This is a genomic window from Ascidiaceihabitans donghaensis, assembly GCF_900302465.1.
In the GTDB taxonomy this organism is placed as follows: Bacteria; Pseudomonadota; Alphaproteobacteria; order Rhodobacterales; family Rhodobacteraceae; genus Ascidiaceihabitans; species Ascidiaceihabitans donghaensis.
This window is the reverse complement of record NZ_OMOR01000001.1, coordinates 3220206-3236445: the sequence shown is the minus strand read 5'-3', so window position 1 is coordinate 3236445 and position 16240 is coordinate 3220206. Positions and strand designations below refer to the sequence as shown.

Annotated in this window: 11 protein-coding genes; 9 read left to right on the top strand and 2 right to left on the bottom strand. The window is 54.5% G+C overall.

The window, feature by feature from the left end:
• Nucleotides 1-62 precede the first annotated feature (62 nt).
• The 6 genes from rpoB to ASD8599_RS16030 all read left to right on the top strand — a co-directional run bounded on the left by rpoB (nucleotide 63) and on the right by ASD8599_RS16030 (nucleotide 11713).
• Nucleotides 63-4199, top strand: coding sequence for a DNA-directed RNA polymerase subunit beta (gene rpoB, locus ASD8599_RS16055; protein ID WP_108829468.1), 4137 nt, complete (start codon nucleotides 63-65; stop codon nucleotides 4197-4199).
• A 96-nt stretch (nucleotides 4200-4295) separates the two neighbouring features.
• Nucleotides 4296-8543, top strand: a complete 4248-nt coding sequence (gene rpoC, locus ASD8599_RS16050; protein ID WP_108829467.1) for a DNA-directed RNA polymerase subunit beta' — start codon at nucleotides 4296-4298, stop codon at nucleotides 8541-8543.
• A gap of 111 nt (nucleotides 8544-8654) precedes the next feature.
• The gene (locus tag ASD8599_RS16045; protein ID WP_108830233.1) at nucleotides 8655-9467 is read left to right on the top strand and encodes a nucleotidyltransferase domain-containing protein; all 813 of its coding nucleotides are present in this window, start codon (nucleotides 8655-8657) and stop codon (nucleotides 9465-9467) included.
• A 148-nt stretch (nucleotides 9468-9615) separates the two neighbouring features.
• On the top strand, nucleotides 9616-9924 hold the full coding sequence (locus ASD8599_RS16040) for a hypothetical protein (protein ID WP_108829466.1): 309 nt from the start codon (nucleotides 9616-9618) through the stop codon (nucleotides 9922-9924).
• Nucleotides 9925-10030: 106 nt separating this feature from the next.
• Nucleotides 10031-10846 (top strand): glycosyltransferase, encoded by an 816-nt coding sequence (locus ASD8599_RS16035; protein ID WP_181364517.1) that lies wholly within the window; start codon nucleotides 10031-10033, stop codon nucleotides 10844-10846.
• Nucleotides 10847-11713, top strand: coding sequence for a DMT family transporter (locus ASD8599_RS16030; RefSeq protein WP_108829464.1), 867 nt, complete (start codon nucleotides 10847-10849; stop codon nucleotides 11711-11713).
• On the opposite strand, the gene ASD8599_RS16025 is transcribed toward ASD8599_RS16030, so the two are convergent.
• Together ASD8599_RS16025 and ASD8599_RS16020 are read right to left on the bottom strand one after the other, a co-directional pair.
• Nucleotides 11702-12511: a putative rhamnosyl transferase gene (locus tag ASD8599_RS16025; RefSeq protein WP_108830232.1), complete on the bottom strand. Its 810-nt coding sequence runs from the start codon at nucleotides 12509-12511 to the stop codon at nucleotides 11702-11704. The genes ASD8599_RS16030 and ASD8599_RS16025 overlap by 12 nt on opposite strands.
• A 91-nt stretch (nucleotides 12512-12602) precedes the next feature.
• The gene (locus ASD8599_RS16020) at nucleotides 12603-12788 is read right to left on the bottom strand and encodes a hypothetical protein (RefSeq protein WP_108829463.1); all 186 of its coding nucleotides are present in this window, start codon (nucleotides 12786-12788) and stop codon (nucleotides 12603-12605) included.
• A 411-nt stretch (nucleotides 12789-13199) separates the two neighbouring features.
• Here ASD8599_RS16020 and rpsL point away from each other — a divergent pair, with 411 nt between their 5' ends.
• From rpsL to fusA, 3 genes are read left to right on the top strand one after another with little or no spacing between them, the layout of a single operon-like run.
• Nucleotides 13200-13571, top strand: coding sequence for a 30S ribosomal protein S12 (gene rpsL / locus ASD8599_RS16015; protein ID WP_108829462.1), 372 nt, complete (start codon nucleotides 13200-13202; stop codon nucleotides 13569-13571).
• Between the two features lie 12 nt (nucleotides 13572-13583).
• The gene (gene rpsG / locus ASD8599_RS16010; RefSeq protein WP_108829461.1) at nucleotides 13584-14054 is read left to right on the top strand and encodes a 30S ribosomal protein S7; all 471 of its coding nucleotides are present in this window, start codon (nucleotides 13584-13586) and stop codon (nucleotides 14052-14054) included.
• Between the two features lie 15 nt (nucleotides 14055-14069).
• Nucleotides 14070-16190, top strand: coding sequence for an elongation factor G (fusA, locus tag ASD8599_RS16005; RefSeq protein WP_108829460.1), 2121 nt, complete (start codon nucleotides 14070-14072; stop codon nucleotides 16188-16190).
• Nucleotides 16191-16240 lie beyond the last annotated feature (50 nt).

Sequence of the window (16240 nt, the reverse complement as noted above, 5' to 3'; positions counted from 1 at the left end):
TAGCCACCGTGGCCCGACGGTGACTGTCTCACGTGAGAAAAACTGAAAGGTGACCTCGTCTTATGGCACAATCGTTCCTTGGTCAGAAACGTCTTCGTAAATATTATGGCAAAATCCGTGAAGTTCTGGAAATGCCAAACCTCATTGAGGTGCAGAAATCATCCTATGATCTCTTCCTAAGATCCGGTGAGGCCGATGTGCCCACGGAAGGCGAAGGCATCAATGGCGTCTTTCAGTCGGTATTTCCGATCAAAGACTTCAACGAAACATCCGTTCTGGAATACGTGAAATACGAGCTGGAAAAGCCAAAGTACGACGTTGAAGAATGTCAGCAACGCGACATGACGTACAGCGCACCTTTGAAGGTCACGCTGCGTTTGATCGTGTTTGATGTCGATGAAGACACGGGCGCGAAATCCGTCAAGGACATCAAAGAACAAGACGTGTTCATGGGCGACATGCCTTTGATGACGCCAAACGGCACATTCATCGTGAACGGCACCGAGCGCGTGATCGTCTCGCAAATGCACCGCTCTCCGGGCGTGTTCTTTGACCATGACAAAGGCAAAACCCACTCTTCCGGCAAACTGCTGTTTGCCTGCCGCATCATCCCATACCGCGGTTCTTGGTTGGATTTTGAATTTGACGCCAAAGACATCGTGTTCTGCCGCATCGACCGTCGCCGCAAGCTGCCGGTAACGACGTTGCTTTACGCCCTTGGTCTCGACCAAGAAGCGATGATGGACGCCTATTACAACACCGTTCAATACACGTACCAGAAGGCAAAAGGCTGGGTCGCCCCGTTCTTCCCGGACCGTGTACGCGGCACGCGCCCGACCTATGATTTGGTTGACGCCGCAACAGGCGAAATCATCGCCGAAGCTGGCAAAAAGGTCACGCCACGCGCGGTCAAGAAACTGATCGACGAAGGCAAAGTCACCGAACTTCTGGTTCCGTTTGACCACATCCAAGGCAAGTTTGTCGCCAAGGACATCATCAACGAAGAAACCGGTGCGATTTATGTCGAAGCCGGTGACGAGCTGACGCTGGAATATGACAAAGACGGCGATCTGATCGGCGGCACAGCGAAAGAGCTGATCGACGCAGGCATCAACGACATTCCGGTTCTGGACATCGACAACGTCAATGTCGGTCCGTACATGCGCAACACGCTGGCGCAAGATAAGAACATGAACCGCGAAACCGCGCTCATGGACATCTACCGCGTCATGCGCCCGGGCGAGCCGCCCACCGTGGACGCCGCGTCCAACCTGTTCGACACATTGTTCTTCGACGGTGAGCGCTATGACCTTTCCGCGGTTGGCCGTGTGAAAATGAACATGCGTTTGGCGTTGGAAAAAGAAGACACGCAGCGCACGCTGGACCGCGAAGACATCGTCAAGTGCATCAAAGCACTTGTTGAACTGCGCGACGGCAAAGGCGACGTGGATGACATTGACCACTTGGGCAACCGTCGGGTGCGCTCTGTCGGTGAGTTGATGGAAAACCAGTACCGCGTTGGCTTGCTGCGCATGGAGCGCGCGATCAAAGAACGTATGTCTTCTGTCGAAATCGACACGGTCATGCCACAAGATTTGATCAACGCGAAGCCAGCAGCTGCGGCTGTGCGTGAATTCTTCGGCTCTAGCCAGCTGTCGCAGTTCATGGACCAAACCAACCCGCTGTCCGAAGTCACACACAAACGCCGCTTGTCTGCGCTTGGGCCAGGTGGTCTGACACGTGAACGCGCCGGTTTTGAAGTGCGCGACGTGCACGCGACCCACTACGGTCGCATGTGTCCGATTGAAACGCCGGAAGGGCCAAACATTGGTCTGATCAACTCGCTGGCCACTTACGCGCGCGTGAACAAATACGGTTTCATCGAAACGCCATATCGCCGCGTTGAAGGCGGAGTTGTGACGGATGATGTGCAATATATGTCCGCCACCGAAGAACAGCGTCACACAGTGGCGCAGGCCAACGCGTCCATCGACGACAACGGCAAGTTCACCAATGAATTCGTGAACACGCGCCAAGCCGGTGAATATACGCTGGCGTCTTCGGAAGCCGTTGACCTGATCGACGTGTCGCCCAAGCAGTTGGTATCTGTTGCGGCATCCTTGATCCCGTTCCTTGAAAACGACGATGCGAACAGGGCCTTGATGGGCTCGAACATGCAACGTCAGGCGGTTCCATTGCTGCAAGCAACGGCACCTCTGGTCGGCACGGGCATCGAAGAGGTTGTGGCACGGGATTCCGGTGCGGCTTACATGGCGAAACGTGGTGGCATCATCGACCAAGTCGACGCAACACGGATCGTTGTACGGGCTACCGAAGATTTGGAGTTGGGCGACGCAGGCGTAGACATCTACCGTATGCGTAAATTCCAACGCTCCAACCAAAACACCTGCATCAACCAGCGTCCGCTGGTGAAAGTCGGCGAACGCGTGACCAAAGGTCAGGTGATTGCGGATGGTCCATCCACGGACATGGGTGAATTGGCCCTGGGTAAAAACGTGGTCGTCGCGTTTATGCCGTGGAACGGCTACAACTACGAAGACTCCATCCTGATCTCTGAGCGCGTATCGCGTGACGACGTGTTCACCTCGATCCACATCGAAGAATTCGAAGTGGCGGCACGCGACACGAAACTTGGACCAGAGGAAATCACGCGCGACATTCCAAACGTCGGTGAAGAAGCGCTGCGCAACCTCGACGAGGCAGGCATCGTGTACATCGGCGCGGACGTGGAACCGGGCGACATTTTGGTCGGCAAGATCACACCAAAAGGCGAAAGCCCGATGACACCGGAAGAAAAGCTTCTGCGCGCCATCTTTGGTGAGAAAGCGTCTGACGTGAGGGATACATCCTTGCGGGTGAAACCGGGTGATTTCGGCACAGTTGTCGAAGTGCGCGTGTTCAACCGCCACGGTGTGGAAAAAGACGAACGCGCCTTGCAGATCGAACGGGAAGAGGTCGAGCGCCTGGCGCGGGACCGCGACGACGAATTGGCCATTCTGGACCGCAACATCTACGCGCGCCTGCGTGATCTGATGATGGGCAACGAGATTGCGAAAGGGCCAAAAGGCGTCCGCGCAGGGGCTGTTGTCGATGAAGAGCTGTTGGAAACCTTCCCACGTTCCGCATGGTGGCAGATTGCGTTGAAAGACGAAGATGCAGCGCAAATCGTTGAAGCTTTGAACGAGCAGTATGAAGTGCAGAAACGCACTTTGGATGCCCGCTTTGAAGACAAGGTCGAAAAAGTGCGCCGCGGCGACGACCTGCCCCCGGGCGTGATGAAAATGGTCAAAGTGTTCGTGGCGGTGAAGCGCAAGCTGCAACCGGGCGACAAAATGGCGGGCCGTCACGGCAACAAAGGTGTTATTTCCAAGGTTGTTCCCATGGAAGACATGCCGTTCTTGGCTGATGGTACTCCGGTCGATTTCTGTCTGAACCCGCTTGGTGTTCCGTCACGTATGAACGTTGGTCAGATCCTTGAGACGCACATGGGTTGGGCCGCACGCGGTCTGGGTCTGAACGTCGACGAGGCGCTGCAGGAATACAAACGCTCCGGCGATTTGACGCCTGTACGTGAAGCGATGCAGATTGCTTATGGCGATGATGTTTACGCTGAAGGCCTCGCTGGTATGGATGAGGAAGCTCTTGTCGATGCAGCCAGCAACGTGACCACAGGTGTGCCAATCGCGACACCCGTCTTTGACGGTGCGAAAGAGGCGGACGTGAATAATGCCCTGTCTCGTGCGGGCTTTGACACATCCGGTCAATCGGTGCTGTTCGATGGTCGTACGGGTGAGCAATTCAGCCGTAAGGTCACCGTGGGCGTCAAATACCTGCTGAAACTGCACCACCTTGTGGACGACAAAATCCACGCGCGCTCCACCGGTCCGTACTCGCTGGTCACCCAGCAACCATTGGGCGGTAAAGCGCAATTTGGTGGTCAGCGCTTTGGGGAAATGGAAGTCTGGGCGCTTGAAGCCTATGGGGCTGCCTACACCCTGCAGGAAATGCTGACCGTGAAATCGGATGACGTGGCTGGACGGACGAAAGTCTACGAAAGCATCGTCAAAGGCGAGGACAACTTTGAAGCTGGCGTACCAGAAAGCTTCAACGTTCTGGTCAAAGAAGTCCGTGGCCTCGGCCTGAACATGGAACTCCTGGATGCGGAGGAAGATGAGTAACGCAACAGCCGGAAACTTATAAAGTTTCCGGTCCGTTTTCTTTCAAAGAAAACGGCGCTCCTCAAACCCCTACGCTCCCAATTCAAGGAATTGAAAATGAACCAGGAACTGACAAACAACCCGTTTAACCCGCTCACACCCCCAAAGGTGTTTGACGAGATCAAAGTGTCGCTGGCCTCGCCAGAGCGCATTCTCTCGTGGTCTTTCGGTGAAATCAAAAAGCCGGAAACCATTAACTACCGGACGTTCAAGCCCGAGCGTGATGGCCTGTTCTGCGCACGTATCTTTGGCCCGATCAAAGACTACGAATGCCTGTGCGGCAAATATAAGCGCATGAAATACCGCGGCGTTGTCTGCGAGAAATGCGGTGTGGAAGTTACGCTGCAAAAAGTGCGTCGCGAGCGTATGGGCCACATCGAATTGGCAGCCCCCGTCGCACACATTTGGTTCCTGAAATCGTTGCCATCCCGTATCGGCCTGATGCTGGACATGACGTTGCGCGATCTGGAACGTGTTTTGTACTTTGAAAACTACGTTGTGATCGAGCCCGGTCTGACAGAGCTTTCCTACGGTCAGATGATGTCCGAAGAAGAGTATATGGACGCCCAAGACGCCTACGGCATGGACGCTTTCACCGCCAACATCGGCGCCGAAGCGATCCGCGAAATGCTGGCCGCGATTGATCTGGAAGCCGAAGCCGACCAGCTGCGCGCCGACTTGGCCGAAGCCACAGGCGAATTGAAGCCTAAGAAGATCATCAAACGTCTGAAAGTCGTGGAATCCTTCCTCGAATCCGGCAACCGCCCGGAATGGATGGTTCTGACCGTGATCCCCGTGATCCCGCCAGAACTGCGCCCCTTGGTCCCGCTGGATGGTGGTCGTTTTGCGACGTCTGACCTCAACGACCTTTACCGTCGTGTGATCAACCGGAACAACCGTCTGAAGCGTCTGATCGAACTCCGCGCGCCCGACATCATCGTGCGTAACGAAAAGCGTATGTTGCAGGAATCTGTCGATGCCTTGTTCGACAACGGCCGTCGTGGTCGTGTGATCACGGGTGCCAACAAGCGTCCGCTGAAATCGCTGTCCGACATGCTGAAAGGTAAGCAAGGTCGCTTCCGTCAAAACCTTTTGGGCAAGCGCGTCGACTTCTCTGGTCGTTCCGTCATTGTGACCGGTCCGGAACTGAAGCTGCACCAATGTGGGTTGCCCAAAAAGATGGCGCTCGAACTGTTCAAGCCGTTCATCTATTCGCGCCTTGAAGCCAAAGGGCTGTCTTCCACCGTGAAGCAAGCCAAGAAACTGGTGGAAAAAGAGCGTCCAGAGGTCTGGGATATCCTCGATGAGGTGATCCGCGAACACCCTGTCATGTTGAACCGTGCGCCGACCTTGCACCGTTTGGGCATTCAGGCGTTTGAACCCGTTCTGATCGAAGGCAAAGCCATTCAGTTGCACCCGCTTGTTTGTTCCGCCTTTAACGCGGACTTTGACGGTGACCAAATGGCGGTCCACGTGCCGCTGTCTTTGGAAGCGCAGCTTGAAGCACGCGTTTTGATGATGTCCACGAACAACGTTCTGTCGCCTGCCAACGGCGCGCCGATCATCGTGCCATCGCAGGATATGATCTTGGGTCTGTATTACACGACCCTTGAACGCGCAGGCATGCAGGGCGAAGGCATGGTCTTTGGTTCTATCGAAGAAGTGCAACACGCGCTTGATTCAGGTGCCGTTCACCTTCACGCCAAAGTCACTGCGCGGATTCCGCAAATTGACGAACATGGCAACGAAGTGATGCAACGCTTTGAAACGACACCGGGGCGTGTACGTCTTGGCGCACTTTTGCCGCTGAACGCCAAAGCGCCGTTTGAACTGGTGAACCGCCTTCTGCGTAAGAAGGAAGTGCAGCAGGTCATCGATACGGTCTACCGTTACTGTGGGCAAAAAGAGTCGGTTATCTTCTGTGACCACATCATGACCATGGGTTTCCGTGAAGCGTTCAAGGCAGGCATCTCGTTTGGTAAAGACGACATGTTGATCCCCGACACCAAATGGCCGCTGGTTGAAGAAACCCGCGATCAGGTGAAGGACTTTGAACAGCAGTACATGGACGGTCTGATCACACAGGGCGAAAAGTACAACAAAGTGGTCGATGCTTGGTCGAAATGTAACGACAAGGTCACCGACGCGATGATGGGCTCGATCTCTGCGGAACGCACGGATGAGGCGGGCGCTGAAATGGAACCGAACTCGGTTTACATGATGGCCCACTCCGGTGCGCGTGGCTCTGTCACGCAGATGAAACAGCTAGGCGGGATGCGTGGTCTGATGGCCAAGCCGAACGGCGACATCATCGAAACGCCGATCATCTCGAACTTTAAAGAAGGTCTGACCGTTCTTGAGTACTTCAACTCGACACACGGTGCGCGGAAAGGTCTGTCTGACACGGCTCTGAAAACGGCGAACTCGGGTTATCTGACACGTCGTTTGGTTGACGTGGCACAGGACTGCATCGTGCGCATGATCGATTGTGGCACCGAAAACTCTATCTTTGCGGTTCCGGCGATCAACGACGGTGAAGTTGTGTCGTCCTTGTCCGAGCGTCTCTTGGGCCGTGTTGTGGCCGAAGACATCCTGAAGCCCGGCACAGACGAAGTGCTGATTGCAGCAGGGACACTGGTCGACGAACGCATGGCGGACTCTTTGGAAGACTTCAAAGTGGCCTCTGCGCGTATTCGCTCACCTTTGACCTGTGAGGCCGAAGAAGGCGTTTGCGCCACATGCTACGGTCGTGACCTTGCCCGTGGTACACGCGTCAACACCGGTGAGGCTGTTGGCATCATCGCGGCGCAGTCCATTGGTGAACCCGGCACACAGCTGACGATGCGGACCTTCCACATCGGCGGTGTTGCGCAGGGTGGTCAGCAGTCCTTCTTGGAAAGCTCCCACGCCGGTACAGTCGTGTTCGAAAACCCACAAACCCTGACCAACGCCCAAGGCGATGTGATGGTGATGGGCCGGAACATGAAGATGGCGATCAACGACGAAAACGGCGTTGAAGTGGCCAGCCACAAGCTGGGCTACGGTTCCAAATTGTTCATCACAGACGGTCAGGCCATCGCGGCCGGCGACAAGATGTTCGAATGGGATCCGTACACATTGCCCATGATCGCGGAGAAATCCGGTACAGCCAAATTTGTTGACCTTGTCAGCGGGATTGCTGTGAAGGACGAAACCGACGATGCGACAGGCATGACCCAAAAGATCGTGATCGACTGGCGTTCGGCTGCCAAAGGCAACGAACTGAAACCAGAGATCATCTTGGTCGACAAAGATGGTGAGCCCGTGCGCAATGACGCAGGCAACCCCGTCACCTACCCGATGTCTGTGGACGCTGTTCTGTCCATCGAAGACGGGCAGGAAATTGTCGCTGGTGAAATCGTCGCGCGTATCCCGCGTGAGGGTTCCAAAACCAAGGACATCACCGGTGGTTTGCCACGGGTTGCGGAACTCTTTGAGGCACGTCGCCCCAAAGACCACGCAATCATCGCGGAAATCGACGGCTATGTGCGCTTTGGCAAAGACTACAAAAACAAGCGTCGCATCGCGATTGAGTCCTCCGAAGATCCGGATCACAAGGTCGAGTACATGGTGCCCAAAGGGAAACACATTCCGGTTGCGGAAGGTGATTTCATCAAGAAGGGCGACTACATCATGGACGGCAACCCGGCCCCGCACGATATTCTTGCGGTCATGGGCGTCGAAGCGCTTGCCAACTACATGATCGACGAAGTGCAGGACGTTTACCGCCTGCAGGGTGTGAAAATTAACGACAAACACATCGAAGTCATCGTGCGCCAAATGCTGCAAAAGTGGGAAATCTCGGAATCTGGGGACACCACGTTGCTCAAAGGCGAACATGTGGACAAGCAGGAATTCGACGCAGCCAACGCCAAGGCCGTGTCCAAGAAAGGCCGCATGGCCAAAGGCGAGCCGATCCTTCTGGGGATCACAAAGGCGTCCTTGCAGACACGTTCGTTCATCTCTGCGGCCTCCTTCCAGGAAACGACGCGCGTTCTCACAGAAGCCTCTGTGCAGGGCAAACGCGACAAACTGGTTGGCCTCAAAGAGAACGTTATCGTGGGTCGCTTGATCCCGGCCGGTACAGGTGGTGCGACACAAAAAGTGCGCAACATTGCAACCGACCGTGACAACGTGGTCATCGAAGCACGCCGTGAAGAAGCCGAAGAAGCCGCACGTTTGGCCGCTCCGGTTCCGGGCGAAGATGTGGTGGGCGGCGATGTCTTTGACACCGTGATCGACACATCCGAGGAAAGCCGCGACTAAGCGTTCGTTTCAAAACATTTTCAAAGGGCCCCCATGCAGCGATGCGCGGGGGCCTTTTTTGTAATGTACCCTGTTGATATGCTTATGGCGCAGCAACACAGGATGCAGATGATGAACCATCAAAGTGTTATCGAAACGATCACCACATCGCTCAGGGATGAGCCTGAGATCAGCGGGCTGTTTTTAGGTGGCAGCTATGGCAACGGGTTGGCAGACGCCTACAGCGATATTGATTTCATCCTTGTCAGCGATACGGGTGCAACAGACGAGATTGCACAGCTTTGGCGCAAAGCCATCGCACAGACCGGAGAAATTGTGCTGTGGTGGGATCGCACCACCGTGCCGGTTTTGATCAATGCCATCACAGCTGATTGGACGCGCACCGATGTGCTGATCCTGAAGCCTGAACAACTTGGGGGCTATGCGCAGAACACCTTGAAACCGTTGTTTGACCATGCCGGATTGTTCGACACTCTCAAAGAAAGTGTGCCGCCTGTCGCGCCAAATCCAAAACGGCTGAGATACCAGTATGAAGAATTCATTCGCATCCTCGGGCTGTTGCATCTGGCAGCGGGGCGCGAGGAATACATCAACGGTGTGCTGGGCGTGTTCCACTTGCGCAATATGTTGGTAGAGCTGTTGATCACACAAACCAACGCACCGCATCGTGGAGGTATGTTGCATTTGAACCGTTTGCTGAGTGCGTCGCAAAAAGCATTGCTGACAGGCCTGCCTGCACCTTTGGTATCACGCGCTGGCATGATCGAGGCACATCTGGCGTATGCGGCGGCTTATCTGCCGCGGGCGCGCGAACAGGCCAAGACGTCAGGGGTAGAGTGGCCAGAGCGGTTTGAGACAGTGACCTGGGACAGATTGGAGAAAACGCTGGGGATCAAGCGGCCATATGATCCGGAGAACGCCTAAGTTTAAAAAATTTTACATTAATTTCAATTAGTTCGGAATAAATCTGCACATTTTCGCCACACTCCTTACCGGATTTTGTCACGCGCCCCCTGTCTACACGATCATATCAAGGCACACATAAAGCCATCACAGATCACAGGAGACAAACATGTTGGGTAAGGCATTGGCAGCGGTTTTGCTGCTTACAGGGACAGCAGCGACAGCAGACGTCGGCATCAACTTTGGGGATCGCTCTCAGGGGTATATGGCATCAATCAGCACGGCATCGGCCAGTGGGTCTGACCACTTGCTGAACCGCCCACCAGAATCCTTCCAAGGTCAATGGTTCACAACATCCACGGGCTGTTCCTACTCGCGCACCCAAGCGCCTGGATATCCGGCCATGTGGGTGTTGATCGTCAATCCGCACCATATCAACCAGCCATCGCGCAACTTTGGCTGCGCCACAACCCTCTAAGCTATCAGGCCCCCCATCTTGAGGTGCGGGGGCCATCAACAGGCAAACAGGGGTTTTGTGCCTCGACATAAGGCGCTAGCGTGCAGACGAAAACATGCAGGTGCCGATGTCAGATCAGATAAATATTGCCGTCAAAGGTTTGGTGCGCTTCTCCTATCCGGCGCAAGGTGGTTTTGCCCTGTCTGACAAAGGGTTGGATGTGGTGGAAGCCACACTGTACGATACCGACCGTCTGGAACGACGGTTTGCCTATTTTGAAACCTTGGCATTGCCCAGTTTGCTTTTGCAGGATGATCAAGATTTTCAAACGGGGATACTGGTTGGTGACACGTTCCCCGATGCGGCCCGCGCCCGCCTGGATGCGCTTGTGGCGGATCATCCATCGCTGCACGTCATTAAACTGCCCAGCATGAACCACATTCAGGCCGTCAAAGCGTCTTTCGATGCGTTGCCGCAGGCCGCGGATGCAACGCACGTTGCCACCTTTCGGTTGGATGATGATGATGCCATGCACAAAGGCACAGTGGGCCGTGTGCGCGCTTTGGCGACAGGGATTTTGCCGCTGCGCTTACATGATGATCCCTTTTGCATTGCCTTCAACCGGGGTTTTTATCTGGACACATCCGACCGGGAACAGCCGCTGCGCGAATGTTACGAACGCGCCCCTTTGGGTGTTGGCATGGCGTTGGTGACGGGCCTTGATACCGGACAGAATGTGTTCAGCCGTAACCACCGCGCCATTTCACAATTCTATGATACATTCACCGAAGTGAACCGGCCGATGTTCATCCGGTCGGTGCATGAAGACAACGACTCAGGTGCCGCCCCAACTGGTCGTGCCCGTGACTGGAAAGAAAAGCGTTTGCGACATTATCTGCGAAACGAATTCGGACTTGATTACGATACGGTCAGGGCGCTTTAGATGTCGCCAAATCTTGCCGGTGCCTTGTTGATGATGGCATCCATGGCCTGCTTCACCTTCAACGATGCCGCAACCAAATCCATCGGCACGCAGATGCCCCTGTTTCAAATGCTGTTTTTGCGTGGGGTGTTGTCAACGATCCTGATCTTGTTCCTTGCACGAACACTTGGCACCGTGCATTTCCGGATACGTCGGGACGATTGGCTGCTGATTGCACTGCGCTGTGTGGCCGAAGTTGTGACGGCGTATTTCTTCCTTAATGCGCTGTTTAACATGCAGCTTGCGAACCTGACCGCGATCTTGCAAGCGCTTCCTTTGACTGTGACTTTGGGCACTGCATTGTTTTTTGGCGAAAAAGTAGGCTGGCGCCGAATGCTTGCGATCGTGGTGGGATTTAGCGGCGTTTTATTGATTGTGCGTCCCGGCACAGACGGCTTCAACGTCTACGCCTTGTATGGGTTGGCCGCAGTGATGTGTGTGACAGTGCGCGATCTGGCCACCAAGAAATTGTCCAAAGACGTACCGTCCATGACAGTGACCCTATGTGCCATTTTGTCGGTGATGATCTTTTCAGGCTTTGCGTCTTTGGCCACGCCTTGGGTCCCTGTCACGCCACAGTTTGCGGGCCTTATTGCCTTGGCGGCCTTGTTCATTCTGGGCGGGTATTACTTTAGCGTGGCGACCATGCGCACCGGCGATGTGTCGTTCATAGCCCCCTTTCGCTACACTGGGTTGATCTGGTCGCTGTTGCTGGGATGGCTGATCTTTGGCGATTGGCCCGATGGTCTGACGATGCTGGGGGCGGGGATTGTGGTCGCTATGGGGCTGTTCACGCTGTACCGCGAACGGGCTTTGTTAAAGGGCTGAAAAGGCTGTTTTGATGGCGTCTTCGTCGATGGCAAAGCGGTCTTTGAACAGTGCACGTTGCGCGTCATTCAAAGGTTTGACACGCACGGGTTTGGCGTTGGCTTTTTGACGAGAGTCGTTGAAGTCGTTGTGTGACCGTATCCACATAGGCGTGTCCCCGTAGCTGACCACCGGCATAAAGCGCCCCATCTTCTCGTGTCCGAAGTTCATGATGCTTTGCCCGTTGCCACCCGCGACCTGAACGGCCAAGGCAGCGGTGAACATCGGGCGGTAGGTCTGTGTCGCGCTGATCCCTTGGCCCGTGAATTCAGCCGTCCACCCGTGGTGAAAATCGAACGCCACCATCTTATGTTTCGCGGTCAGCGGTTTGGCATCTGTTGCGGCCTCACGTAGGCGGGTGATGAAATCCACACCGATGGCATCATCATCGTCAAAGCGGAATTGCAGGCATGGCTTTGACCTGTCGTGCCGCGCGTCGTTCAGAATGTCGCGCATGCCTTGGCGGTGGGGCAGGGGGGGATGCACCTGAACACGTAGTTGGGGCATATCTTCGATCAGGTCCATGAGGCGGGTCAAATGCATGTCTGGCAAGCTGTCACCAACGACGATGATGATCTCGAAATTCGGATCGGTCTGGGCGCGTAGGCAAGGCAGCGCAACGTGTTCAAACAGGGCAAAGCGTTCTTGCAAGCGTTTCTCCGCATAGAGATAGGCAATGCGATCCTCTATCTTTTCATGCTCGACCTGAAACCCGCCAAGGGCGGGGTAGGAAAAGCGGCAAAGGCCGATGGCTTGGATCATGAAAGAGACTTTCTACGTTGGGTTGCCACCATCTTGTCGGTGCCGGCGACACCCAATTTATAGGATCGTTCTGGGCCAGACTGTCTCGTTAATCAGAGGACAAATACGCGGTGACCGGGTCTATAGATGTATGATCCGAATGGTGTTGCGTGGCGGGTTTTGGGGGCGTGTCATAGTCGCCTTTGCGAAGCTTCAACAGGAACCGAACACCATAGGTCAGTAAGAACCCGAAATAGAGTGTCATTATGACGCCAAAGACAATTGCCAAATTCATACCGTCTACTGTTCCTCCAAGATCGCGCTTGCAGTTCCATTTTTATCATAGATAAAACTTCATATGTTGTCCAATTGCGTTGGCATTGGGCCAAATGAACTACACTGGATTTCGCACGGATCCCCACCCCCGTTGACACCCTCTACGACTCCCCCTATACGCCCGCTATCCGGATCACGGCACACGCCCGAAATCCGACATCAAAACTGGAGTGGTCAAGATCCGTCCTAATGCTGGGCGCATCCTCTGAGAACCCACCGCCTTGTTCACCTCGGTACGGGAACATTGCGGTGTTTTTGCTTTGTCACACGAACATGTGGCACCGCGCGAACATCAGACTGGCCGACACGATTGAACCGCCCTTGGGCAACCAGGGGTTCCGATGAGCGCAAAAACGGGGAAAAACCGCCTATGCCAACGATCCAGCAGCTGATCCGCAAGCCGCGTCAGCCAAAGCGTAAGACTTCCAAGTCGCAGCACTTGGAGCAGTGTCCTCAAAAACGTGGCGTATGCACGCGCGTTTATACAACGACACCAAAGAAACCGAACTCTGCTATGCGTAAGGTCGCCAAAGTGCGCCTGACAAACGGCTTCGAGGTCATCTCCTACATTCCCGGTGAAAGCCACAACCTTCAGGAGCACTCTGTGGTTCTGATCCGTGGTGGTCGTGTAAAAGACCTTCCCGGTGTGCGTTACCACATCCTGCGCGGTGTTCTGGATACTCAGGGCGTTAAAGACCGTAAACAACGTCGTTCGAAATACGGCGCCAAGAAGCCTAAATAAGGAGATCCGCAGATGTCACGTCGTCACGCCGCTGAAAAACGCGAGATCCTGCCAGACGCAAAGTTTGGCGACCGCGTATTGTCCAAGTTCATGAACAACCTCATGATCGATGGCAAAAAATCCACTGCCGAGCGCATCGTTTATAACGCGATGGATCGTGTAGAAGCAAAAATCAAACGGGTGCCTCTGGAAGTTTTCCACGAAGCACTGGACAACATCAAACCATCCGTCGAAGTGCGTTCGCGCCGCGTCGGTGGTGCGACGTATCAGGTTCCCGTTGAAGTGCGTCCAGAACGCCGCGAAGCATTGGCCATCCGTTGGTTGATCAAAGCGTCCCGTTCGCGCAACGAAAACACAATGGAAGAGCGCCTCGCAGGTGAGCTGATGGACGCCGTACAGTCCCGCGGCACAGCTGTGAAAAAGCGCGAAGACACCCATAAAATGGCCGAGGCAAACAAAGCCTTCAGCCACTATCGCTGGTAAGAGGAACGCAAAGCTATGGCACGCGATTATCCACTCGACCGCTACCGGAACTTCGGAATTATTGCGCATATTGATGCGGGTAAGACCACATGTTCCGAACGCATCCTGTTCTATACAGGCAAGTCCCACAACATTGGCGAAGTCCACGACGGCGCAGCAACAATGGACTGGATGGAGCAAGAGCAGGAACGGGGTATTACCATTACTTCCGCTGCGACGACGACATTCTGGGAACGCACAGAGAACGGCACAGACGCCGATTCCCTGAAGCACCGCATGAACATCATCGACACACCGGGCCACGTTGACTTCACTATTGAAGTTGAACGTTCTTTGGCTGTTCTCGATGGGGCCGTGACTGTTTTGGACGGGAACGCCGGTGTTGAGCCACAGACTGAAACGGTTTGGCGCCAGGCCGACCGTTATAAAGTTCCACGTATCGTTTTTGTCAACAAAATGGACAAAATCGGCGCGGACTTCTTCAACTGTGTTCACATGATCGAAGACCGCACAGGTGCTACGGCTATTCCGGTTGGTATTCCAATTGGTGCCGAAACCGAGCTTGAAGGCCTGATCGATCTGGTGACCATGGAAGAATGGTTGTGGCAGGGCGAAGACCTTGGTGCGTCCTGGATCAAAGCCCCCATCCGTGACGGTTTGAAAGCGCAAGCTGACGAATGGCGTGCGAAGATGGTTGAAGCGGCTGTTGAAATGGACGACGACGCCATGGAAGCCTATCTGATGGAAGGCACAGAGCCTGAAGTTCCTGAATTGCGCGCTTTGCTGCGCAAAGGCTGCCTTGAGCTGAAATTCGTTCCTGTTTTGGGCGGTTCCGCGTTCAAAAACAAAGGCGTTCAGCCATTGCTCAACGCTGTGATCGACTATCTGCCGTCCCCATTGGACGTTGTTGATTACATGGGCTTTGCACCGGGCGACGAAGAAGAAACGCGTAACATCGCACGTCGTGCGGATGACGAAATGCCCTTCTCCGGCCTCGCGTTCAAAATCATGAACGACCCGTTCATGGGCACGTTGACGTTCACACGTATCTACTCTGGCACGCTTGCCAAAGGCGACACGCTGATGAACACAACGAAGGGCAACAAGGAACGCATCGGCCGTATGGTTATGATGCACTCCAACAAGCAAGACGAAATCACTGAAGCTTACGCGGGTGACATCATTGCGCTTGCCGGTCTGAAAAACACAACAACAGGTGACACTTTGTCTGATGACAAGGCTCAGGTTGTTCTGGAAACGATGACCTTCCCTGATCCGGTGATCGAGATCGCGGTTGAGCCTAAAACCAAGGCCGACCAAGAGAAAATGTCATTGGGTCTGCAGCGTCTTGCAGCAGAAGATCCATCCTTCCGCGTGGAAACAGACGTCGAAAGTGGTCAAACAATCATGCGCGGCATGGGCGAATTGCACCTCGACATTCTGATCGACCGTCTGAAGCGTGAATTCAAAGTTGAAGCGAACATTGGTGCGCCACAAGTGGCATACCGTGAGACCATCGGCCACGAAGTTGAGCACAGCTACACGCACAAGAAACAGTCCGGTGGTTCTGGTCAGTTTGGCGAGGTCAAATTGCTGATCTCTCCAACAGAGCCGGGCGAAGGCTATTCTTTCGAATCCCGCATCGTTGGTGGTTCTGTTCCGAAAGAATACATTCCGGGTGTTGAAAAGGGTATCAACTCGGTCATGGACTCCGGTCCTTTGGCGGGCTTCCCTGTGATCGACTTCAAAGTTGAATTGCTGGACGGTAAGTTCCACGATGTTGACTCTTCGGTTCTCGCGTTCGAAATCGCTGCCCGTATGTGTATGCGTGAAGGCATGCGTAAAGCTGGCGCGAAACTGCTTGAGCCAATCATGAAAGTCGAAGTGATTACGCCTGAAGAATACACAGGTGGTATCATTGGTGACCTGACGTCTCGTCGTGGTCAGGTTCAAGGTCAAGACACGCGCGGCAATGCAATTGCTATCGACGCGCAAGTGCCTTTGGCCAACATGTTCGGTTACATCAACACCTTGCGGTCGATGTCATCGGGTCGTGCGAACTTTACCATGCAGTTCGGCCACTACGAAGCTGTTCCAAGCAACATCTCCGAAGAGATCCAAGCGAAATTCGCTTAAATCAAAAGTAGGTGCGCGTTCCTATGCGCACCTTACCCAAACGCCAAGTT